Annotated in this window: 13 protein-coding genes; 7 read left to right on the top strand and 6 right to left on the bottom strand. The window is 62.1% G+C overall.

The window, feature by feature from the left end:
* The first annotated feature begins 112 nt into the window (after positions 1-112).
* On the top strand, positions 113-1,879 hold the full coding sequence (locus ACQKKX_RS11430) for a flagellin (protein ID WP_427570808.1): 1,767 nt from the start codon (positions 113-115) through the stop codon (positions 1,877-1,879).
* A gap of 40 nt (positions 1,880-1,919) precedes the next feature.
* Here ACQKKX_RS11430 and ACQKKX_RS11425 read toward each other — a convergent pair whose 3' ends face one another.
* A complete protein-coding gene (locus ACQKKX_RS11425; protein WP_427570807.1) occupies positions 1,920-3,140 on the bottom strand; it encodes an FAD-dependent oxidoreductase in 1,221 nt (406 codons plus the stop codon).
* A 148-nt stretch (positions 3,141-3,288) separates the two neighbouring features.
* Between ACQKKX_RS11425 and dxr the strand changes: the two genes are divergently transcribed.
* Positions 3,289-4,458, top strand: a complete 1,170-nt coding sequence (gene dxr / locus ACQKKX_RS11420) for a 1-deoxy-D-xylulose-5-phosphate reductoisomerase (RefSeq protein ID WP_427570806.1) — start codon at positions 3,289-3,291, stop codon at positions 4,456-4,458.
* Between the two features lie 74 nt (positions 4,459-4,532).
* On the opposite strand, the gene hemA is transcribed toward dxr, so the two are convergent.
* Positions 4,533-5,747 (bottom strand): 5-aminolevulinate synthase, encoded by a 1,215-nt coding sequence (gene hemA, locus ACQKKX_RS11415; RefSeq protein ID WP_427570805.1) that lies wholly within the window; start codon positions 5,745-5,747, stop codon positions 4,533-4,535.
* Between the two features lie 326 nt (positions 5,748-6,073).
* Between hemA and ACQKKX_RS11410 the strand changes: the two genes are divergently transcribed.
* From ACQKKX_RS11410 to ACQKKX_RS11390, 5 genes are all read left to right on the top strand, one after another.
* Positions 6,074-6,340, top strand: coding sequence for a glycine zipper domain-containing protein (locus ACQKKX_RS11410; RefSeq protein ID WP_427570804.1), 267 nt, complete (start codon positions 6,074-6,076; stop codon positions 6,338-6,340).
* A 300-nt stretch (positions 6,341-6,640) separates the two neighbouring features.
* Positions 6,641-8,536, top strand: a complete 1,896-nt coding sequence (locus ACQKKX_RS11405) for an autotransporter assembly complex protein TamA (RefSeq protein WP_427570903.1) — start codon at positions 6,641-6,643, stop codon at positions 8,534-8,536.
* 49 nt (positions 8,537-8,585) lie between these two features.
* Positions 8,586-15,008 (top strand): translocation/assembly module TamB domain-containing protein, encoded by a 6,423-nt coding sequence (locus ACQKKX_RS11400; RefSeq protein ID WP_427570803.1) that lies wholly within the window; start codon positions 8,586-8,588, stop codon positions 15,006-15,008.
* Positions 15,009-15,231: 223 nt separating this feature from the next.
* A complete protein-coding gene (locus tag ACQKKX_RS11395) occupies positions 15,232-15,702 on the top strand; it encodes a chemotaxis protein CheW (RefSeq protein ID WP_427570902.1) in 471 nt (156 codons plus the stop codon).
* A 235-nt stretch (positions 15,703-15,937) separates the two neighbouring features.
* A complete protein-coding gene (locus tag ACQKKX_RS11390; protein ID WP_427570802.1) occupies positions 15,938-17,713 on the top strand; it encodes a methyl-accepting chemotaxis protein in 1,776 nt (591 codons plus the stop codon).
* A 91-nt stretch (positions 17,714-17,804) separates the two neighbouring features.
* On the opposite strand, the gene ACQKKX_RS11385 is transcribed toward ACQKKX_RS11390, so the two are convergent.
* The 4 genes from ACQKKX_RS11385 to fdhF all read right to left on the bottom strand — a co-directional run bounded on the left by ACQKKX_RS11385 (position 17,805) and on the right by fdhF (position 23,692).
* Entirely contained in the window at positions 17,805-19,463 is a 1,659-nt protein-coding gene (locus ACQKKX_RS11385) for an OFA family MFS transporter (protein ID WP_427570801.1), read from the bottom strand.
* Between the two features lie 74 nt (positions 19,464-19,537).
* Positions 19,538-19,828, bottom strand: coding sequence for a formate dehydrogenase subunit delta (locus ACQKKX_RS11380; protein WP_427570800.1), 291 nt, complete (start codon positions 19,826-19,828; stop codon positions 19,538-19,540).
* Entirely contained in the window at positions 19,821-20,642 is an 822-nt protein-coding gene (fdhD, locus tag ACQKKX_RS11375; RefSeq protein WP_427570901.1) for a formate dehydrogenase accessory sulfurtransferase FdhD, read from the bottom strand. Before fdhD ends, ACQKKX_RS11380 begins: the two co-directional genes overlap by 8 nt.
* A 170-nt stretch (positions 20,643-20,812) precedes the next feature.
* Positions 20,813-23,692: a formate dehydrogenase subunit alpha gene (gene fdhF, locus ACQKKX_RS11370; RefSeq protein WP_427570799.1), complete on the bottom strand. Its 2,880-nt coding sequence runs from the start codon at positions 23,690-23,692 to the stop codon at positions 20,813-20,815.
* Positions 23,693-23,696: the final 4 nt, after the last annotated feature.

The raw sequence follows: 23,696 nt of genomic DNA, 5'->3' as shown, positions 1-23,696 counted from the left end.
GGGTATTTTTCCCCAACGGTTCTCGCAGTTAAAATTTACCTCTCGTTAACCATGTATCGGTTGTATGCGGCTGCAACCAGCATAAACCAGCGGCTGTCCACGAGAGCGTGTCATGACCAGCATCAATACGAATACCGCAGCCGTTTCAGCCCTTCGGACCCTTCGCTCCATCGGCGGCCAGATGGAGGTGACGCAGCGCCAGGTGGCGTCCGGATACCGTATCGAGGCGGCGGCCGACAACGCCGCATACTGGTCGATCTCCACCACGATGCGGTCAGACAACAAAGCGATGCTCGCCGTTGCCGATACCCTCAATTTCGCCGCCGCCAAGATCGATGTCGCCTCTACCGGCATGGAAGCGGTTATCGACATCATGGCCGAATTCCAGGCCAAGCTGGTGGCCGCCAAGGAACCCGGCGTCGGTCCCAGCAAAATCCAGGCCGAACTCGACCAGTTGAAGGATCAGGTCACCACCATCGCCGGATCGGCCAGCTTCAACGGCGTGAACTGGCTGAGCACGAATGTGTCGGATATCAATGACAGCGATCTCAACCGTGTCGAGATGGTCTCTTCCTTCATCCGCACCGATGACGGCGTTTCGCTCGGCAAGACCGACTTCCACCTGTCGGAGATCGCCTTGTTCAATGCGAATGGCGGCGGCCTGCTGCAGGCAGATACGCGTCACCTGAAGACGCTGGGCGGGATCAGAAACTTCGATACGTACATGGACAGCGACGGCATCATCCATATGGACCAGTCGAACACAGTCCGCGGCGACAACGCCCAGCATACTTTCACCTTCGCCGGTCCGCTGACCTTCGATCCCGGCGACACGATCCAGTTCGACATCGTCGTCGACGCCGACAATCCGGCGGACCTGCCCGGCCCCCACAACCCGGGCAAATCCACCCATATCACCATCGATCGCGCGCTGGTGGACAGCCTCTACCCGGCAGCCAACGGCGTCGTGTCGACCTATACACAGTATGCGACGATCCTCGGCCAGGCGCTGTCCGCGGCAGGCAGCGGCGCATCCGGAGGGCGCGTCTATGACTACCAGGGTAATGTCATTCCGCAACGGGTCGCCATCTGGACCAACGAGAATTCCGGCCTCGACGGTTCGTCGGTCGAAGTTCGCAACTTCGCCAGCGATGTGGGAGGCGGCGGACTTGCCGATGTCCTCACCTATGGGGTTCGTGGATCCGGCATGTCCCTGACCTTCGACCCGTTCGAGGTCTATACCGATGGCGACAATCCCGAAGGCGTCTCCGTATCCTTCAGCTTTTCGGTCAATGGTGCCGCGCCGAAGACCTACGAGTTCGACAGGCCGTACGTGAACGCGTTGCTGGGCAAGGATACCGGCAAGATCGAAACCGCAGAGGAAATGGTCACGCTGCTCAAATCCTTTCTGGACGATGACTGGCCGACCCTGATCATCGAGGCAACGGGCACCAGCAGCATTTCCGTACGGTCGGATACGGGGTGGGACCGGTTGTCGGGCCTGCGGACCGCTATCGGCTTTACCGGTATGCGCGTCAGCATCGAACCCTTGGCCGATCAGAATTTCGTCGATATAGACATCGTCGAACACCCGGAAAAGCTGGATCGATATATCGGTTACATCAACGTCGTCAGTGCCGACATCATTGATGCGGCGGCAACGCTCGGAGCGTTGAAAACCCGTATCGACATGCAGAGCGATCTCGCCGCCGACCTGACTGACGTCATCGACAAAGGGGTGGGCCGGCTGGTGGATGCGGATATGGACGAAGTCTCGACGCGGTTGAAGGCTTTGCAGACACAGCAGCAGCTTGCCAACCAGGCGCTTTCGATCGCCAACACCAATTCGCAAAGCATCCTGTCGCTGTTCCAGCAATAAGGGTAACGCCCACCCTGCGACCGCACCCTTTTTGCTGGCATCACCGCCTGCGCGCATGTTCCATGCGAAAGCCCAACCCGATCAGCCGTCCGGCAAGATGCGACAACAGCGGAAAACGGGCAATGCCGCGAATGAAGGCGGGCGGGCCTTTTCGCCTTTCGTCATGTCCCTCGTCCGCACGGCGAGAGCTGCGCATCATCAGCTGCAATTTCTGCGTCGCGCGGGTGGGAAAGGCGCGGCGGGCCTCGACTGCGGCAAGATCGGCATCGGTCAACGTGCCCGTCTTGAGCGGCAGGGCCAGACGATTGGCGGCGGCGACCGCATCCTGAATGGCGAGATTGACGCCGACGCCGCCGATCGGGGACATCGCATGTGCCGCATCGCCGATGCACAGGAGCCCCGGCCGCCACCAGCGCCGCAGCCGATCTATGCGCACCTGCAACAGGCTGACATCGTCCCAGCTCCTTATTTCGGCCATCCGTTCGGCCGGCAGCGGCGAGACCGCAATCACCGCCTGACGGAAGGCGTCGATATCCCCGGCCTTCATCTGGGCGAACGTGCCGCGGCGGATGACGAAGCCGCATTGCCAGAAATCGCCGCGATCGATCAACACGAGACCCTGGCGTGGTCCGGCATGGCCCATCGTCTCGACCGGATCGCCCGGCTGCCTGGACAGTTTCATCCAGACGACCTCGCTCGGTGCGCCAAAAGTTTCGACCTCGAGCCCGGCTTTTGCACGCACTACGGAATGACGGCCATCGGCGCCAACCACGAGCTGGGAGCGGATCTCGATCGCGCCCTCAGGCGTGGAGGCGCAAAGCCCCGCGATACGCCCCTGATCCTCGACAAGCTGCTCCACACGCGCCTGCATGATCAGCCGGAAGTTCGCATAGCGCGCCGCCTCACGGCTGAGAAAATCCAGAAACTCCCATTGCGGCATGAAGGCGATGAACTTGTGTTGCACCGGCAGCCTTGAAAAATCGGCAATGGTGATCTGCCGCCCGCCGATCTCCGCGGAGAGTTTCGGGGCCTTCGTATGCGGCAATTGCAGAAACGTCTCGTCGAGGCCGAGTTCGCGCATGACTTCGAGTGTCGAGGGGTGAATGGTATCGCCGCGGAAGTCGCGCAGGAAATCCGCGTGCTTTTCCACAACGACGACGTCGACCCCGGCCCGCGCCAGCATCAATCCGAGCATCAGCCCGGCGGGGCCGCCGCCGACGATGGCACAAGTGGTTTCGATCTGTTCGACCAGGGGCGTCATTTTGTTGTCCATACCCTACCTTCTACCGGCGGCGCGACCGGATCAAGCCAGTGCAGTGTCGCAGCCCTCTGCGCACCACTCCGGCCGGGACTTGTGAGCGCGCCCATTCGGCGATAGACCGGCGATCTGAAAAGCAGACGGGTATTTCATGGCATCGACGCAGCATTCGCGTTCCATCACCGTTCTCGGTTCCACGGGCTCGATCGGCGTCAGCACGCTGGATGTGGTTAAACATCTTGGACGCGAGGCTTTCGAAGTGGCGGCCCTGACCGGCAGCGGCAATATCGGCCTTCTCGCCGAACAGGCACGCGCCTTCGATGCCAAGCTTGCCGTGACCGCGGACGAAAGCCGTTACGGCGACCTCAAGGATGCGTTGGCGGGGACCGGCATTCGGGTGGCGGCCGGTCGCAGCGGCCTGATCGAGGCGGCGCAGATGGATGCCGGCCTGGTCATGGCGGCAATCGTCGGCACGGCCGGCCTTGCACCCACATTGGCAGCGGCAAGACGCGGGGCCGATATCGCGCTCGCCAACAAGGAATGCCTCGTCTCGGCTGGCGACCTGTTCATTGATGCGGTGAAACGCGGCGGCGGCGCGCTGCTGCCCGTCGACAGCGAACACAATGCGATCTTTCAGGTTCTTCAGGAAGACCAGCGCCACGCATTGGAGCGCGTCATCATTACCGCATCGGGCGGGCCGTTCCGTACATACAGCCTTGAACAGATGGCCGGGGTGACGGCCGAGGTCGCACGCGCTCACCCCAACTGGTCGATGGGGCTGAAAATCTCGATCGACAGCGCCTCCATGTTCAACAAGGCGCTGGAGATGATCGAGGCGAAACACCTGTTCGACCTCAAACCCGAACAGGTGGAAGTGATCGTGCATCCGCAATCGATCATCCATTCCATGGTCGGATATAGCGATGGCTCGGTTCTGGCGCAGCTCGGCTGTCCGGACATGCGCACCGCCATCGGTTACGCCTTGCAATATCCGCAGCGCGCCAGCCTGGCCGTCGAACGGCTGGATTTCGCCAAGTTAGCGCGGCTGGACTTCGAGGCGCCCGACGAGACCCGCTTTCCCGCGCTACGGCTGGCGAGGCTCGCCATGACACGCGGCGGCGTGCAGGGTGCCGTGCTGAACGGCGCCAAGGAAGTGGCGCTTGACGCCTTCATCGCGGGCCGCACCGGATTTCTGAGAATGGCGGAGATCACCGAAAAGGTGATGACCGATCTGGCGACACTGCCGCCGGCATCGAGCATGGATGATGTATTTGCGGCCGATGCCGAGGCCCGCCGTCTCGCGGCCCAGCATATCGGCTGAGCAGAACGCTCGGAACGACAAAGGCCCGGTTCGAACGCGACCGGGCCTTGCGCAGTCATCCTTCGCGACGGAGGTCACGCCACTTGGCGGGCCAGCGCGCAACGCGACCACAACTGGTGCAGCGAATCGACCAGGTGGTCGAGATCGGCATCCGAATGCAAAGGCGTGGGCGTGATGCGCAAGCGCTCGGTCTTGCGCGGCACGGTCGGGTAGTTGATCGGCTGCACGTAGATGCCGCAATTGTCCATCAGCAGATCCGAGATCCACTTGCACTTGGCAGCATCGCCGACCATGACCGGCACGATATGGCTGGGGTTCGTGATATGCGGAATGCCCTTGGCATCCAGCATCGAACGCAGCTTGCGCACGCGCTCCTGATGACGGGCGCGCTCGAACTGGCTGCCCTTGAGATGCCGGATGGACGCGATCGCACCGGCGGCCAAAGCCGGCGGCAGTGCCGTGGTGAAGATGAAGCCGGATGCGAAGGAACGGACGAAATCGCAAAGCGCGGTTGATGCCGTGATATAACCGCCCATCACGCCAAACGCCTTGCCGAGCGTGCCTTCCATGACGGTGACGCGGTCCATCAGACCCTCACGCTCGGCAATGCCGCCGCCGCGCGGGCCGTACATCCCAACCGCATGCACTTCGTCGAGATAGGTCATGGCGCCGTATTTGTCGGCGAGATCGCAGATTTCCTTGATCGGCGCGATATCGCCATCCATGGAATAGACGCTCTCAAATGCGATCATTTTGGGCGCGCCCGGATCGGCAGCGGCGAGCTTGGCTTCGAGATCGGCGAGATCGTTATGTTTCCAGATGACGCGCTCGCACTTGGCGTGGCGGATACCCTCGATCATGGACGCATGGTTGAGCGCATCGGAAAAGATGATCATGCCCGGGATCTTCTGACCGAGCGTGCCGAGGGCGGCCCAGTTGGACATGTAGCCGGAATTGAAAATCAGGCCGGCTTCCTTGCCGTGCAGATCTGCGAGCTCACGCTCCAGAAGAACGTGATAGTGGGTGGTGCCAGAAATATTCCGGGTGCCTCCCGCACCCGCGCCACAGTGATCGATGGCCTCATGCATCGCGGCAATGACGGCGGGGTGCTGGCCCATGCCGAGATAGTCGTTGGAACACCAGACGGTGACATCCTTCGTGCCATCAGGCGTGTGGTGCGTCGCGCGTGGAAAACTTCCGCGCTGGCGCTCAAGGTCTGCGAACACGCGGTAGCGGCCTTCCTGATGAAGTCCATCCAGCTCGTTCTTGAAAAATGCCTCGAAATCCATGTCACACTCCAGAAACTGCACTTTTGTGAGTTCTGCCTTTTCTTCCGTCAACCCCAGCAATGCCTAATAGAGGACACTGCGGCAAATGGCCCACTTTTTTGAACTGTTCTAGTCAAGAGATCGAACGGGCATACGCCCCCGTCCTGATCGATGTCAAATTTTGATGGATTGCATTTTCGTGAACGGGCTTTCCGAAAAGGGTAGGCGGCGGCGGGCTGGACATATGTCGTCCGAATCCTATTCTTGCTGTTGACGATGCTGCTCGCGGGATGCGGTGAGAGGCGAGATCACTCCCTGCAGCCGTCTTCAACGAAGTGGAGAGAGTTATGAAAAAACTGATGGTCCTCGCTCTGGCCGGCCTTTCGCTGGCAGGCTGCACGCAGACCGAACGCGGCGCCGGCATCGGTGCTGCATCGGGCGCCGTTATCGGCGGCCTGGCAACCGGCAATGTCCGTGGCGCTGCCGTGGGCGGCGCGATCGGTGGTGTCGCCGGCGCCGTGATCGGCAACGTCTCGGAACAGCCCGGCCAGTGCTACTATCGCGACCGTTACGGCCGCCGTTACATCGACAGCTGCCCGCGCGGCGGCTACTGACGCCACGCGCCCTATCCGTATACAAACGAAGGTCCGGCGCCGATGGCCCCGGGCCTTTTACGCGATCGCCCGCACCGTCGCAGCCCGATCGGCACCAACGGTACGCTGCGCGACCGTGAGGCAACACCACTTGCCTAACGCCCGGGTCACCTCACGGAAAGATTCGACCTGGCTCATTAAAAGACGTATGTTCACCCTGATTTTGCGAATTAATTAGCATTAAAGACAACGGCGACGACCGGCGAGGGCGGGAAAATAGAAGCACGGCAGAAGCGCCTTCGTTCGGCATCGGTTTTTCGCCTGGCTTCCAGAGGCGCAACGATTGTGGCGCTCGCAGTGGCTGCGGCAGGCTCACCCGTTCTCATCGACCGCGCGCATGCGCTGAAAATCTTTGGTCTGACCCTGTTCGAAAGCGATGACGACAAGATCGAGGTGATCGATCCGGTTCGCTACGATGTTGCCTTCGACGCCGGCAATGCCGATAGCGACCTTGAGGAACGCCTGGAGAATGCCGCCTCGCTGGTCGCCGACAAGGAAAATCCGGTCTCCGGAGACCTCGGCATCGTCATCAAGGCCCGCGAGGACCGTGACCGGCTGGTGGCCGTGCTGTTCGAGGAGGCCCGCTACGGCGGCATCGTGACCATCACGATTGCCGGACAGGATCTCGACAGACTACCGCCGAACCCGACTTTCGACCGCAGCAACCCTGTTCCGGTGACGGTATCCGTCGAGCCGGGTCCGGTCTTCACGTTGGGGCGGATCACCATGCTCGGCGATGCAGCCGGCCGGGATCCGAAAGAATACGATCTCGTGCCGGACGGCAAGGCGGGATCACGCCTCATCATCAAGGCCGGCGAAACGATCGTCCATGACCTCAAGAACGAGGGCCGGCCGCTCGCGGCGCTGACGCGGCGCGAAGTCGTTGCCGACCATGCCACAAACAAGGTGGACGTCACCCTTGAAGCGCGTGGCGGGCCGGTGGCGCCCTTCGGAAACGTTGCGGTCAAAGGCGCACGCGCCGTCGATCCCGATTTCATCCGGCGCTATTCCCGTCTTGATCAGGGCCAGCAGTATTCGCCGGATCAGATGAAGAAGGCCGCGGACCGGCTGCGCGAACTCAGCGTCTTTTCCAGCCTCACCATCCAGGAAGACAAGATGCTGGCGCCCGACGGCTCGATCCCGCTGTCGATCGAAGTGTCGGAAGGAAAATTCCGCTATTTCGGTTTCGGCGCCGAATATTCATCTCTGGATGGCGGCGGACTGTCCGGCTATTGGGGCCATCGTAACCTGTTCGGCCAGGCGGAATCGCTGCGCTTCGAGGGCGAGGTCTCGGGTCTCGGGTCCACGGCGGGAACCGATGTCACCGACCTCAACTACCGTGCGGGCGTTTACTTCAGGAAGCCGGGCATGTTTCTGCCGCGGATCACCTTCGATGCCAGCCTGGAAGCGAAGACGGAAAATTATGACAGCTACGACGCCGAATCCGTCACCGCGCTTGGCCAGTTCACCTACGAACTGACGGATCAGGACACGTTTACCGGCGGCGGCGAAATCGCCTACACGCAGACCCGTGACGTCTATGGCAACAACGACTACCTGACCTTCAGCCTGCCGATCGGCTACGAACGCGACACACGTGATAACAAGCTGGATCCGACGGAGGGCCATTTCGGCACCCTCCTGGCCAAGCCGAGTTACGAGGCGCTGAACGGAAGCGTGTTCTCCTCGTTCGAAGGTTCGATTTCCGGTTATCTGGGGCTCGCCCAGGAAGACCGCGTCGTTCTGGCCGGCAAGCTTGCGGCGGGAACGCTGATCGGCGCCGACGGTTTGGCAAGCATTCCGGCGACACGGCGCTTTTATGCAGGCGGCGGCGGGTCGGTCCGCGGATATTCCTATCGCGAAATCTCGCCCTATAACGACAACGGCGATGCGCTTGGCGGCCGCTCCTACCTGTTAACCTCGTTGGAAGCGCGGATAAAAATTACTGACACGATCGGAATTGTGCCGTTTTTGGATGTCGGTACAGTGGCCACCGAAATCGTGCCCGATTTTTCCGATATTCGGATGGGTGCCGGTATCGGCCTTCGATACGGCACGCCGTTCGGGCCGCTGCGCATTGATTTCGCCCTGCCGCTCGATCGATATGAAGGCGGCAGTTCATACGGCATCTATGCAGGCATAGGGCAGTCGTTCTAAAAGAATGCAGCGAGCCGAATGGCAAGTTCGAAAGGTCTGATCGCGTCCGATGACAGTCTTGTTTCGCCTGATGAAGTGGATCATGCGCGCCGTTGCCGGTGTCGTCGCGATCCTGCTCGTCCTGGCCATTGCCGTCATCCTGTTCGTCGGGCTTGTCCCAGCTGGCGGACGCATGGCCGCCGACACGCTTTCCTCGCTCATCTCGACACCAGACCAGACGATCCGGATCTCCCGTCTGAAGGGCGTCCTCACCGGCCGACTGCGGATCGAGGGCGTGTCGCTCTCCGATCGTCAGGGCACGTTCGGCGAAATCAGAGACATTGCCGTCGACTGGTCGCCGCTTGCGCTTCTGACCGCGACCTTTCACGCCGAAAAGATTTCGATCCAGTCCGTATCCCTGACGCGGGCACCGGCCGAAAGCGAAACAGCCGCTGACACGACGAGTGGCGGCAGCGGATTTTCGCTCCCTGTCGAGCTCAAGATCGACCGTTTCGAACTGCCTGACATCCGTTTGGCCGAAGCCCTGGCCGGCCGCGACTTTTCTCTCGCCGCCAGTGGAGCCGTCGATGCGACATCCGAGCGCGTCGGCCTGAATTTCGCCGCGCACCGGCAGGATCTGCCCGATGCGATGGCGCAGGCCGATATCGTCTATGCGCCCGCGCAGAACGAATTGAAGCTGCAGGCCTCGGTCGCAGAGCCGCAGGGCGGGCTGATCGCGCGACTTTTGAGACTGCCGGGCAACCCGTCCGTGGCCATGACGCTCGATGGCAGCGGCCCGCTGTCCAACTGGACCGGCGATCTGGACGGCAAGGTCGACGGTGCCCCGGTCATCAGCGTCAACGGCAAGCACACGCTGACCGACAACGGACGTCATCGCCTGCAATTGACCGGTGGCGGCCAGTTGCAGGAAATGCTGCCGCCGGCACTTCGGCCGTTTTTCTCCGGCATCACCGCCATAGATATCGCCACCCGCTTCGGCACGGACGAACGCATCGATATCGAGAAGGGCAATATCAGCACCGGTGCGGTCAAGGTATCGGCATCCGGCGCGCTTGATCAGAAGGGCGACAACAGCCTGACCGCAAGTATCGCGGGCGCCAATGGCCCGGTCGCCGTCAACTGGCCCCTGCAGCGCGGTCAGCAGGCGCGTCTTTCCGTCGATAACGTCAATTTCACCCTGACCGGCGCTGCCACTTCGGCCCGTTTCAATGCGACGGCGGCGATCCGTTCGGCGGAACTGCCGCAGGGACGCTTCGAACAGGTCCGGCTGCAGGCCGAGAGCGAGGATCTCGATCTTGTCGAGCGCGCTGGCAGCGTTCGCAGCCGGCTGACCATCGGCCGTTCCGCCTTCGTCAATGCCGACCTCGACCGCGTGATCCGCGCACCATTCACGCTCGATGCTCCGATCCGTCTGGCATTGCCGGCGATCGGCCTTGATGCGGCAACGCTCGAAAGCGTCAATCTCAACGGCACGATCAGCGGCGCCTATGATCTGTCGAAACAGGCGGTGACGGGCAATATCCGCATGACCGCCAATCCGGCCGTGCTGCCTCCTGCCGTTGCCGGCAAGTTCTCCGAAGCAATCGGCGTCGAGGCCTATGTCAACGCCGTCATCGGCGGCCGCATGGCGCTCGAAAACCTGACGATCCGCTCGGGCACGGTCGAAGGGCATGGCAATGCGGTCGTCGAAAACCAGACCGTAAACGCGCGACTGGCCGGTCGCCTGCCCGATCTGGGCAAGTTCCGCCCAGACGCCAAGGGCGCTGCCGGCTACGACATTTCCGCAAGCGGTCCTCTTGAGGCCATGACCGTGAAGGGCGTCGTGAACTCGGCGGAGGCCCGCCTTTCCGGCCGCATGATCGAGGCCTTGAGCATCAACCTGGACGGCACCGCGGATCTGGCCGCCCCACGGGGTCGTATCGGCCTGACCACCCGCATCGACGGCAAGCAGGTCAATGCGGCTTCGGACGTCGCCTATGTCAGCAACCGATTGTCGGCGTCGAACCTTGAGCTGAGCGTTGGCGCCAACAAGCTGACCGGCGCGCTCGATTTTTCCGAACAGTTCCTGCCGCAGGGCGATCTCGACTTCGACTTCCCCGAAATCGCCCTGCTCGCTTCCTTCGCGGGCCAGCAGGCGCGCGGCGATCTGCGCGGCACGCTTAATTTCGTCAATGCGCAGGACAGGCCGTCGCTCTCCGTCAAGGCCAACGGAAACATTTTGGCGCGCGGCGGCCTCACCGTCACCACGCCTTCGATCGACCTCGCGATGCCGGATCTCCGTTCTCTGTCGGCAGATGGCACGATCAGGGCAGCCGGTATCGGCATCGGCACACAGGCGCTCACCGACGTGACCCTCCAAATCCGCAGGAATGATGAGGCGACGCTGTTCGACCTTAAGGCCCTGCTCGATAACGCACCGCTATCGGCAGCCGCCGCCGTGACCTCCGGTGACCGCGGCACGGCCATCGCCATCGATCATTTCACGGCAAGACCGCGCAGCATAGACGTGGCGCTCGCCCGTCCCTCCCGCATCCTGTGGGCGGATGGCCGCGCCGCCTTTTCGCAACTGACCCTTCAGGCGGGCAACGGCCGGGTAACTCTGGACGGCGAGGCGGGCAATGCGCTCAACCTCACCGCCGATGTCACGACCCTTCCGGCCACGCTTGCCAATGCCTTCGTTCCCGAGATCGATGCCGCGGGTGCCATTAGCGGCAAGATCGAGGCGACCGGCACCGCTGCCGCGCCGGTCGTTCGCTACGATCTGCAATGGAGCGATGCGCAACTGCGCCAGACCAGGGCCGCGGGGATTGCGCCGCTGCTGATCGAGGCGGATGGTCGTTTCGAGAACAATGTGGTCACTTTCGGCACGACCCGCATCACAAACCCGGATGGCCTGTCGCTTGCGGCGGATGGTACGCTCAGTCTCGTAGAAAACGGCCCCGGTCTGGATGTCACTGTCGATGTCGGGTCACTGCCCGCCAGGATCGCCGACGGTTTTCGCCCCGGCCTCGACGCGTCAGGCACGATTTCCGGTTCCGCCAGCGTCAAGGGCGTCATGTCGGCGCCGACCGCCGATTTCAACATCCACTGGCATGATGCGCAAACCGCAGAGACCCGAAGGGCAGGTCTTTCCGGTCTGACCGTCGAGACCGCGGGACGTTTCGAGAACAATACGCTGACGATTGCGGATGGCCGGATTGCCGGTCCTGGTCGGCTCGGTCTTTCGGCTCGCGGCTCCATCGGTTTGGGCGAGGATCGGCCCATCGACCTCAACGGCGAGCTGGCCGACATTCCTGCAGCACTCGCGAATGCCTTCGTTCCCGACCTCGATGCCGCGGGTCTTCTGACCGGCAGGCTCGCCGCCAGGGGCACGTTGGCCGCGCCCACTGCTACGTTCGACCTTACCCTTCGCGACGCCGCCCTTCGCCAGACGCGGGCAGCCGATATCGGCCCGCTCCAGGTCGCGACGCAGGGACGTTTGGAAAACAACCGCGTGACGCTCAACCGGCTATCGATGACAGGGCAAGGCGTCGACCTTTCTGCGACGGGCTGGCTCGATCCTGCGGGTGAACGTCCGTTTTCAGCGAATGCCACGATCTCGGCGCTACCGGCCAGGCTCGCCAATGCCTTTCGTCCCGGCTTGAACGCCAGCGGCTCCCTTTCCGGCCGGATCGAAGCCAGCGGCACGCTATCGGCTCCAAATGCCGTTTTCGATGTCAGCGGTTCCGGCCTTGCCCTCGGTGCGGGAAACACCGCACTGACCGGCCTTGCGGCGCATGTCGCCGGGCGCATGGAAAACCAGGTTCTGACGCTCGAAACGGCCAGTTTGAACGGGCCGGAGAACCTGTCACTTACTGCACGCGGCAATGCCGCGCTGTCGGGCGAGCGCAAGCTCGATATGGCGGCCGATCTGGCTTCCGTGCCGCTCGCGCTTGCCAATCTCTTTCGTCCCGATCTCGAAGCCAGTGGCACGATCAGCGGCTCGGTCGTTGCTTCGGGAACGATCGATGCGCCGACTGTGCGTTACGACCTAGCCACGACGGAGATCGGAACACGCCAGATCCGTCAGGCGGGCGTTACCGGCCTTCAGATGAGGGCCAAGGGCCATTTCGAAAACGCGACGGCGACGCTTGAGGAAACCCGCTTAACCGGCTCCGGCGGCCTTGCTGCCTCTGCTAGCGGCCGGGTCATCCTTGGTAATGCGCAGCAAGGCGGTACTGGCCCGCAGCTGGACATCAATGCCGATATCGCCGCCCTGCCGGCCAATCTTGCAAACGGCTTCGTTCCCGGCCTTGATGCCGGCGGCATGCTGTCGGGAAAGATCGCATCGACCGGCACGGCAGAAGCGCCGGCCATCCGTTACGATCTGCGCTGGGCGGACCTTGCCGTTCGTCAGACCCGCGCCGCCGGGCTCAATGCTCTGCAGCTTGCGGCCAGCGGCACGTTCGAGAACGGCACGTTCCGTCTGGAAAATGGCCGGCTCTCCGGCCCTTCCGGCCTTGCGCTGGACGCCAACGGTTCCGTCAGTCTTGCCGGCGAACGTGCAATCGACGTCACGGCGAATATCGCATCGCTGCCCGCGAGCCTTGCCCAAAGCTTCGTGCCGGGCGTCGAGGCGGGCGGGCAGGTCACCGGTACCGTGGCGGCGGGCGGCACGATAGCCGCTCCCGCGATCCGCTACGATCTTCAGTGGAGCAATGCGGAAATCCGCCGCCAGGGCGCGGCCGGCATTTCCGGCATGAATCTGAAAGCGGCGGGCACGTTCGAAAACAACACGCTGACACTGGGCGAGACACGCCTGACGGGTCCGCAGGGCATGTCGCTGGTTGCCGGCGGTCGCGTGGTTCTGGGCGGCAATGCGGGTCCGGTGCTCGACGTGAACGCTGATATCAAGGCCCTGCCGGCAAGCCTTGCCAATGGTTTCTTGCCCGATCTCGAAGCCGGCGGGCGGATTACCGGCAAGGTTACCGCCCTCAGCAGCGCCGCCGCCCCCGGCGTCAGGTTCGACCTTGCCTGGGACGACGCGGCGTTAAAACAGACCCGCGCCGCCGGCCTTGCCCCGTTCCGCATCACCGCCAACGGCCGTTTTGAGAACAACACCGTCACGGTCGATACCCGTCTTTCCGGTCAGTCCGGCCTGGCAATTTCGGGCAGCGGCTCCGTCGGCCTTGCCGGCGACCGTGCCCTGAACCTCAAGATCAATGGCGGTGTGCCCTTTGCTCTGCTCGGTGCGCAGCTCTCCGGTCAGGGTTTCGTGCTTGAAGGCAAAGGCACGATCGACGTTACAGTCGGCGGAACCGTCGCCGCACCGCTGATCACCGGTTCCGCTAGAACGTCCGGTTCACGGCTAATCGACGTTCGCCGCAACCTTGCGCTCGAAAACCTTAACGCGAGCATCGATTTCAACCGGGACCAGGCAACGATCTCCTCCGCAACGGCAAGCCTGTCGACCGGTGGCACCGTCTCAGCACGCGGCACAATCGGTATCAACCCCGCAGCCGGCCTGCCCGCCGACCTGACGGTGACGCTTGCAAAAGCGACCTATGTCGATGGCCAGCTTCTCTCGGCAACCGCCGATGGCCAGCTGACTGTAACCGGCCCGCTTCTGTCCAACGCCGTGCTTGGCGGTCGCCTGAACCTGTCGAAAACCTCGATCACGGTACCGGCCAAGCTTCCCTCGTCGCTTGCGCAAATCAATATCCGGCAGAAGAACGCGCCGGCTGACGTCCGCCGCCAGATGGCCGCGATCCAGCCCAAGGGCGGCAAGGGCACGACATCCGCCCTTGGCCTCGACCTCGTTATTAGCGCGCCGACCGGCATTTTCGTGCGCGGCCGCGGCATCGATGCCGAGCTTGGCGGCGAACTGACCGTCACCGGCACCTCGGCAGCGCCGAATGTGGCCGGCGGGTTTGAAATGCGCCGCGGTCGCATCATCATTTTGACCAAGCGTCTGGACTTTACCGAGGGAAAGATCACCTTCGGCGGAGGTCTTATCCCCGTGCTCGACATGGAAGCGACGACCACCTCGCAGCAGACGACGATTACGGTGAATGTCACGGGCGTCGCCAACGATCCCGACATCAGCTTCTCCTCCTCCCCCGCCCTGCCGCAGGACGAAGTTCTCGCCCGGCTGGTCTTCGGACAGTCGATGTCGAAACTGTCGCCGCTTCAGATCGCGCAGCTGGCCGATGCCGTCAGCCAGCTCGCGGGCGGCGGGTCGAACTCCCTTCTTGAAACCCTGCGCGCCAATCTTGGTGTCGACGATCTCGACATCAACACCGACAGCACCGGCCAGACGACCGTGTCCGTCGGCAGATATTTGAACGATCGCACCTATCTGCAGATCGAACAGGGCGGCACGGCCGGCGCACGGGCCGTGATCAATCTCGATGTCGGCCGCGGCGTGAAGCTGAAGGCTGGTGCCGGCGGCGATGGCGGCTCGGCCGGGGTGTTCTACGAAAAGGAATATTGACAGCTGCACGTCTCCGGCGGAGATCAAGGCTAAGCGGCTGATTACGTGCCGACTTCGGTCACCGGTTTAGATTTAAGAAATACTCTTCCACTAAAGTAACCCCAATTCGATCGACAGCACATCCCGTGCCATCGGCGACACGTTTTCGGCAGGGTCGCGCCCGTTCACAGGCGCATCGACGGTCCTCCGGCAGGGGCAATGGGGTAAAAGTTTAGTGGCTACGATGATCAATTCCGTCAGCTATGGCGATGAGAACCTGGAAATTATCGCTTTCCGTCTTCATGATCAGGAATTCTGCGTCAAGACGACGACCATTCGCGAAATTCGTGGCTGGGCGCCGTCCACGCCGATCCCGCACGCGCCAGCCGACGTCATTGGCGTCATGAACCTGCGCGGCTCCGTCATTCCGATCATCGACCTCGCCTACAAGCTTGGCATGAAGAGCACGGTCGCCAATGAACGCAGTGCCATCGTCGTTGCCGAGGTGCACAATATGGTCATCGGCATGCTGGTCGACCGGGTCTCCGACATCCTGACGATTTCCGCCAGCCAGGTCCAGCCGGTCCCGGAAGTATCGGCTTCCTTTGACAAGTCGTTTTCCGAAGGCGTTATCGCCAACGAGCACGGGATGATCTGCTTCCTGAATCTTGCCAAGATGTTCAAGGGTACAGAAGCAGAGGATCTCGCGGCCTGATTTCAGCTTTTGTCAGAATGGAAACGGTCATCGTATCGGTACGATGACCGTTTGCATGTCATGACTTCGCCCGACGCGGGATTTTTCTTTGCCAAGTTATGATGATTTGCATTCATATTGCTTCAATTTATTATTAAGTTTTAAATGTCTAAAATAACCCCGAAATGAATCGCCGGTAATATTCGACTGGGCGCCAGCCGGACCGACGAGGACGCATATCCTTGGGGAGCGAAGAATGTTTGGTTTCGGAACGTCGGGCGCGCAGCAGGTCGTCGACGCATTGTCCAGATCGCAGGCCATTATCGAGTTCGATCTGCGTGGCAACATTCTCTACGCGAACGAGAATTTCTGCCGGGCGCTCGGATATCGGCTGGAAGAGATCAAGGGCCAGCATCATCGCCTGTTCTGCGATCCGGACTATGCGGCCAGTGCCGAATACCGGCAGTTTTGGAGCAATCTCGGTGCCGGCCGTTTCGATGCCGGCGAATACAAGCGCTTGACCAAGACCGGCGAAGAAATCTGGATCCAGGCCTCCTATAACCCGGTCCTCAGCGGGGGCAAACCGATCAAGGTCGTGAAGATCGCTTCCGATATTACCGCCGCCAAAGCGAAAGCCACCGAGGACGCCGCCAAACTTTTGGCGATCTCTCACTCCCAGGCCGTGATCGAATTTACGCCGCAGGGCGAAATTCTGAACGCCAATGACAATTTCTGCCAAGGTCTGGGCTACGCCCTGGCCGAGATCCAGGGCCGGCACCACCGCATGTTCTGCGATCCTGCCTATGCCGCCTCTCCCGCCTATGCCGTCTTCTGGCAAAGGCTTGCGGCAGGAGACTTCATCGCCGACGAATTCGTCCGCTTCGGCAAGGGCGGCAAGGAAATCTGGATCCAGGCGGCCTACAACCCGATCCGCAACCTCAAGGGCGAGGTCTACAAGGTCGTCAAGTTTGCAACCGACGTGACCCCACGCATGAGCGCCATCTCCAGCCTCGGCAACGGCCTGAAAGCGCTGGCCGATGGCGATCTCGAGCAGCGTCTCGACATGACTTTCGTGCCAAGCATGGAAGCGACCCGCCGCGATTTCAACGAGGTTGTCGCCAAGCTGCGCGCCGCCATGCAGACGGTTGCCGAAAATGCTGTCGGGATCGCGGCCTCCTCTGGCGAGATTGCCGTTGCATCCGACGACCTTGCGCGCCGCACGGAACAGCAGGCCGCCTCTCTGGAGCAGACGGCAGCGGCGCTTGAGGAAATCACCATCACGGTTGCCGATTCCAGCCACCGGGCCGACGAGGCCGGGCGTCTGGTGACGTTGACAAAGGGACATGCCGAGCAGTCGGGGCAGATCGTGCGGGACGCGATCGCGGCGATGGACCAGATCGCCAAGTCTTCCGGCGAGATCACCAGTATCATCAGCGTCATCGACGAGATTGCTTTCCAGACGAACCTTTTGGCGCTCAATGCCGGCGTGGAGGCGGCACGCGCGGGTGAAGCCGGCAAGGGCTTTGCCGTCGTCGCGCAGGAAGTGCGCGAACTGGCCCAGCGCTCCGCCACCGCCGCCAAGGAGATCAAGACCCTGATCAATGCCTCCAGCAGTTACGTCTCCAACGGCGTGCATCTGGTCGGCCAGACCGGATCGGCGCTGGGTGAGATCGTCGATCAGGTGGCCGCCATCCATACCAATGTTGCGGCCATCGTCGAGGCTTCGCGCGAACAGTCGGCTAGCCTCAAGGAGATCAATCAGGCCGTCAACATCATGGATCAGGCAACGCAGAAGAATGCCGCCATGGTGGAGGAAACGACCGCCGCCAGCCATTCGCTGTCGTCGGAGGCAGACAATCTGCGCCTTCTGCTTCAGCAGTTCCGGATCGGGAAGACGCTGCCGAAAAGCACCGCGCCGCGCCACGAAACTTCTTCATCCGCGCCACGTAGCGCCGCGCATCGTCCGGCTGTCCATCACGTACGCGGCGGACAGGCTGTGGCTGTGGCGGCCGACGGCTGGGAAGATTTCTAGTTCTAAGACCGCATTGGGATCGCATTGGGATCGCATAACACAAACGAAAAGGGCAGCCGAAGCTGCCCTTTTTTATGTCATCTCAGATCGTTCAGCCGAACAGCGCAAGGCTGCTCTTCACCGTCACCCAGACACCCCACAGAAGCGGGATGCCGACAGCCGCCCAGGCAAGCGCGGCCTTGGCGTCGAGACCACCTGTGCCGATGCCGAAGGAACCGGTCGGACCCGTGCTGGCAGCAGCGGTCTTGGCCTGGAGCGAGGCAACTTCCTCGTCCGACATGAACCACTTGTCACCCAGCGGGCGAACCAGGAAGTTCGCGACGAGCCCCAGAGCCAGCATGCCGGCCAGGATATACATCGTGCCGGTGTAAAGTTCCGGACCCGGTGCCACGCCGGCGCTGATCTGCGCTTCGCGGATATAGTTGACGACGACCGGGCCAAGGATGCCGGCGGTTGCCCATGCGGTCAGCAGACGGCCGTGGATGGCGCCGACGAACTGCGTGCCGAAGATGTCGGCCAGATAGGCCGGAACGGTGGCAAAGCCGCCGCCATACATCGACAGGATGATGCCGAAGGCCAGCACGAACAGCGCCTTGTTGCCCATGTCGGCAAAGGTCGGAGCCAGCGTGTAGAGGATGATGCCGAGGATGAAGAACGTGTAATAGGTGTTCTTGCGGCCCAGCTTGTCCGACAGCGACGCCCAGACGAAACGGCCGCCGATATTGAACAGCGAGATCAGGCCGGTGAAACCGGCGGCGATTGCTGCGATCTGCGTCTTCTGCGCCATGTCGAGCTGCGAGAAGGTCAGGTCGGGAAGGCCGATCAGCGAACCGGCGAAGATTTCCTGCAGCATCGGCGAAGCCATGCCGATGACGCCGATACCGGCAGACACGTTCAGGCAAAGCACGGCCCAGATCAGCCAGAACTGCGGCGTCTTGTGCGCATCGCGCAGGTGGACGTGCTTGCTGGTGATCATCGTCGACTTGGAAGCCGGAGGCGTCCAGCCTTCCGGGCGCCACCCGGCCGGCGGGATGCGGTAACCGAAGGTGCCTGCCATCATGAAGACGAAGTAGATCAGAGCCATGGCGACGAATGTCTGCCAGACGCCGACCGAAACATCGGTCTTGAAATAGTTCATCAGCAGGTTGGCGAGCGGTGCGCCGATCATGGCGCCGCCACCAAAGCCCATGATGGCCATGCCGGTTGCCATGCCGCGGCGGTCCGGGAACCACTTGATGAGCGTGGAGACGGGCGAGATGTAGCCGAGGCCAAGGCCGATACCGCCGATGACGCCGGCACCCACCCACATCAGCCACAGCTGGTGGGTCATGACGCCAAGAGCAGCCACGAGAATACCACCGCACCAGCACAGGGCCGATACGAAGCCTGCCCTGCGCGGACCGACCTTTTCGAGCCAGCCGCCCCAGATGGCTGCCGAGCAGCCAAGCAGGACGAAGAACAGGGTGTAGATCCAGCCGAGATCCGAAACGCGCCAGTTGCACTCCGTAGTGAACAGGGCGGTGACGAGGTTCATGCTGGCGCATGCGGCGTCAGGTGTGCCAGCAATGGCGCGCGACAGCGGCAGCCAGAACACGCTGAAGCCGTAAGCCATGCCGATGCAAAGATGAATGGCCAAGGCTGCCGGCGGTACCAGCCAGCGATTGAAACCGGGTTTTGCGATAATGCGTTCGCGGTCGAGAAGACCGGCATTGCCTGCGGACGTGCCGTCTGCAGAAGTTGCAACTGCCATGCGCACTTCCTCCCTCTGGGAATGATGTTTCGGTCACGGACGCGACCGCTGCTTTCCATGCCGGCCGCATGATTTCATGCGGTGTCCCCCGGCGACTGGGAATGATCGGGCGCCTCATCGTCGCACCCCGTGCGACGGATCAGCGCAGACGCGTCCTTGACGACTGCCAATAAACCGTCTCCACCGTTCTCGATATGATTAAAAAGCTGCCGGCGCATGCGCGGCGCCCAAAATCTGTTGATATGTTGCGCCACCCCCTCGATTTGGGTATTTTTGGGCTGGGACATGAAGAAGATTCCGATCTGATTAGCCATGCGAATCAGCTTTTCCGGCGTTTTTTCGTTCCCATGGCGATCGTCAGACATCTGGTTCCGCTTCGAATCCGACACGTTCGGGATGAGTGAAGACCTCGAAATCCTCGCCGCGCGAAAGGGCAATCAGGGTCATGCCGGCGGCCTCGGCGGTGCGGATTGCCAAAGCGGTCGGGGCGGAGATGGCGATGAGAACCGGGGCGCCGAGAATGGCGGTCTTCTGTACCATCTCAACCGAAATACGGCTGGTCACCACAACCACGCCATCACTGCCCCGCCGGCCCGACCGCAGCACGGCGCCTGAAAGCTTGTCGAGCGCATTGTGCCGGCCGACATCTTCCCGCACCGCGACCAGGCCCTCGCCCGGAATGAAAAAGCCGGCGCCATGGACCGCGCGCGTTTGCGCGTGCAGCGGTTGCGCCTGATTGAGTGCCGCGCTGGCCGTTGCGATCTGCGACGGCGACAGGACCACCTTAACCGTGGAGACGTCCGGCACCGGCCGCATCGCCTGTTCGATGGATTCGATACCGCAAAGGCCGCACCCGACCGGCCCGGCCATATGGCGGCGACGGGCGCGAAGGGCGTCTTCCTTGTCTTCGCCCAGCGTTACCTGAACGTCGAGACCATCCCCCTCCTGAAGGATCTCGATCGTTTCGATTTCGTCAGGTGAGGTGATGATGCCTTCCGTCAGGCTGAATCCGGTGGCGAAATCTTCCAGATCATCCGGCGTGCCCATCATGACCGCATGGCTGGAACCGCCATAGGAAAACGCGATCGGCACTTCCTCGGGAACGGATCGGACAGCCGCTCGCACCACGCCGTCACGGCGGATCGTCTGCGGCGCCTCGGCCGTCGTTGCAATCCGGATCTTCGGGGCGAGTTCGGTTATCGACATGCAGGGCATCCTTTGCGCCGGAAACCGCCTTTCACGGCCGTTGGTCTCCGCATTTCTGATGCCCACCAAAATAGTCATCGCCGCTTGGCGCGCAACTGGCCGCGCAGCGATCGTCCCTGCTTGCGCTGAACCCTCGCCTGCATTCATTCGGCCGCCTCCATCCTCGTAGCGATCCGACGGGAGCGGCGGGCTTGTTCTTCATAATCCGACTGCCATTCGCTTGGACCGTTGGAGGGCGACACCTGCACCGCCGTCACCTTGTATTCCGGGCAATTGGTCGCCCAGTCGGAAAAATCGGTCGTGATGACATTGGCCTGCGTGTCCGGGTGATGGAAGGTCGTGTAGACCACGCCCGGCGCCACGCGATCGGTGATCAGGGCCCGCAATGTCGTATCGCCGGAACGGCTGGCCAGCTTGACGAAGTCGCCATCCTTGATGCCGCGTTGCTCGGCATCATGCGGATGGATTTCCAGCCGGTCCTCTGCATGCCAGACGATATTTTCCGTTCGCCGGGTCTGGGCGCCGACATTGTACTGGGAAAGAATGCGGCCGGTGGTCAGCAGCAGCGGAAAGCGCGGTCCGGTGCGCTCGTCGGTCGCGACGTATTCCGTGCGGATGAACTTGCCCTTGCCGCGCACGAATCCGTCGACATGCATCACCGGCGAGCCTTGCGGGAATTTTTCGTTGCACGGCCACTGAACCGAACCCATCCTTTCGAGGTAATCGTAGGAGACGAGCGCAAAGCTCGGTGTCGTTGCGGCAATCTCGTCCATGATCTGGGATGGATGCGTATAGGACCATTCCAGCCCCATGGCCTGCGCCAGTTTCTGGGTGACTTCCCAATCGGCATAACCGTTCTTCGGCGTCATCACCTTGCGCACCCGGTTGATGCGCCGCTCCGCATTGGTAAACGTGCCGTCCTTTTCAAGGAAGGTGGAGCCGGGAAGGAAGACATGGGCGTAATTGGCCGTTTCATTCAGGAACAGGTCGTGCACCACGACACATTCCATCGCGGCCAGCCCGGCCGACACATGCTTTGTGTCCGGATCGGACTGCAGGATATCCTCGCCCTGGATATAAAGACCCTTGAAGGATCCTTCGACCGCAGCGTCCAGCATGTTGGGAATGCGCAGGCCCGGCTCCTTGCTGAGCGTCACGCCCCAGAGCTTTTCAAAGATGTCGCGCGTGGCATCGTCGGAGATATGGCGATAGCCCGGCAATTCGTGCGGAAACGAACCCATGTCGCAGGATCCCTGCACGTTGTTCTGGCCGCGCAACGGGTTTACGCCCACTCCGGGACGGCCGATATTGCCTGTCGCCATGGCAAGGTTGGCGATTGCCATTACCGTTGTCGAACCCTGGCTGTGTTCGGTGACGCCGAGGCCGTAATAGATCGCGCCATTGCCGCCGGTGGCAAACAGCCGGGCAGCGCCGCGCACCAGATCCGCAGCAACGCCGGTGAAAATCTCGGTGGCCTCCGGGCTGCGGGCGTCATCCGCAACGAAGCCCGCCCAATCCTGAAATTCGGACCAGTCACACCGCTCGCGGATGAAACTTTCGGCAAACAGGCCCTCGGTGACGATGACATGCGCCAGTGCCGTCAGGAGTGCGACATTGGTGCCGGGCTTCACCGGCAGGTGATAGGCCGCCTCGACATGCGGGGTGCGGACGAGGTCGATGCGGCGCGGATCGATAACGATCAGTTTGGCGCCCTGCCGCAACCGTTTCTTCAGCCGTGACCCGAACACAGGGTGCCCATCCGTCGGGTTGGCGCCGATGACGATCACCACATCCGTATGCTCGACACTGTCGAAATTCTGCGTGCCAGCCGACGTGCCGAAGGCCTGACCCAGACCGTAACCGGTCGGCGAATGGCAGACACGCGCGCAGGTATCGACATTATTGTTGCGGAAACCGGCACGGATCAGTTTCTGCACAAGAAAGGTTTCCTCGTTGGTGCAGCGTGACGAGGTGATACCGCCGATCGCCTCGCGACCATACTGGTACTGGATCTGCCGGAATTGCGAGGCAACGTACGAAAAAGCGTCTTCCCATGTCACCTCCCGCCAAGGATCGGAAATTCTCTCGCGGATCATCGGGTTGAGAATGCGGTCCCGGTGCGTGGCATAGCCATAGGCAAACCGGCCTTTGACGCAGGAATGGCCGCGGTTCGCCTGGCCGTCCTTGAACGGCACCATGCGCACCAGTTCCTCGCCGCGCATTTCCGCTTTGAACGAACAGCCGACACCACAATAGGCGCAGGTGGTGACGGTAGCATGCTCCGGCTGGCCGATCGCTATCACCGATTTTTCCGTCAGCGTTCCGGTCGGACAGGCCTGCACGCAGGCGCCGCACGAGACGCATTCGGATTCCAGAAATGGCTCATGCGCGCCCGGCGAAACGCGGCTCTCGAAACCCCGCCCCTCGATCGTCAGCGCGAACGTGCCCTGCACCTCCTCGCAAGCACGCACGCAGCGGGAACAGACGATGCATTTCGACGGGTCATAGGTGAAATACGGATTTGATTCGTCCTTCAGCATCCATCGGGCGTTGGGCGTGCCCTCGTCGCGCGCCCGCACGTGGTTGCTTCCCCCGTAGCCGTAACGGACATCGCGCAGGCCGACCGCGCCCGCCATGTCCTGAAGCTCGCAGTCCCCATTAGCGGCACAGGTAAGACAGTCGAGCGGGTGATCGGAAATGTAGAGTTCCATCACGCCGCGACGGATATCCTTGAGCCGCGCCGTTTGCGTGTGGACGACCATGGCCGGTGCGACCGGGGTGGTACAGGAGGACGGCGTGCCGTTTCGCCCCTCAACCTCCACCAGACAGAGGCGGCAGGAGCCGAAGGCATCGACCATGTCGGTTGCACAGAGTTTGGGAATCCGGATGCCGACCTCCATCGAGGCGCGCATGATCGATGTGCCTTCCGGCACCGTGATCGCACGGCCGTCGATTGTCAGCGTGACCGGATTTTGACCCCGCGAGGCGGGAGTACCATAGTCGATTTCATGCACAAGCGACATGGCG

The organism is Neorhizobium sp. NPDC001467, assembly GCF_050275975.1.
Classification (GTDB): Bacteria; Pseudomonadota; Alphaproteobacteria; order Rhizobiales; family Rhizobiaceae; genus Neorhizobium.
This window is presented reverse-complemented; position numbering and strand designations above follow the sequence as displayed.

What these genes read in the sequence shown, in the direction of transcription:
- ACQKKX_RS11430 (WP_427570808.1), top strand. Translation starts at nt 113, where the DNA reads ATGACCAGCATCAATACGAATACCGCAGCCGTTTCAGCCCTTCGGACC.
- ACQKKX_RS11425 (WP_427570807.1), bottom strand. Translation starts at nt 3,140, where the DNA reads ATGACGCCCCTGGTCGAACAGATCGAAACCACTTGTGCCATCGTCGGC.
- dxr (WP_427570806.1), top strand. Translation starts at nt 3,289, where the DNA reads ATGGCATCGACGCAGCATTCGCGTTCCATCACCGTTCTCGGTTCCACG.
- hemA (WP_427570805.1), bottom strand. Translation starts at nt 5,747, where the DNA reads ATGGATTTCGAGGCATTTTTCAAGAACGAGCTGGATGGACTTCATCAG.
- ACQKKX_RS11410 (WP_427570804.1), top strand. Translation starts at nt 6,074, where the DNA reads ATGAAAAAACTGATGGTCCTCGCTCTGGCCGGCCTTTCGCTGGCAGGC.
- ACQKKX_RS11400 (WP_427570803.1), top strand. Translation starts at nt 8,586, where the DNA reads ATGACAGTCTTGTTTCGCCTGATGAAGTGGATCATGCGCGCCGTTGCC.
- ACQKKX_RS11395 (WP_427570902.1), top strand. Translation starts at nt 15,232, where the DNA reads ATGATCAATTCCGTCAGCTATGGCGATGAGAACCTGGAAATTATCGCT.
- ACQKKX_RS11390 (WP_427570802.1), top strand. Translation starts at nt 15,938, where the DNA reads ATGTTTGGTTTCGGAACGTCGGGCGCGCAGCAGGTCGTCGACGCATTG.
- ACQKKX_RS11385 (WP_427570801.1), bottom strand. Translation starts at nt 19,463, where the DNA reads ATGGCAGTTGCAACTTCTGCAGACGGCACGTCCGCAGGCAATGCCGGT.
- ACQKKX_RS11380 (WP_427570800.1), bottom strand. Translation starts at nt 19,828, where the DNA reads ATGTCTGACGATCGCCATGGGAACGAAAAAACGCCGGAAAAGCTGATT.
- fdhF (WP_427570799.1), bottom strand. Translation starts at nt 23,692, where the DNA reads ATGTCGCTTGTGCATGAAATCGACTATGGTACTCCCGCCTCGCGGGGT.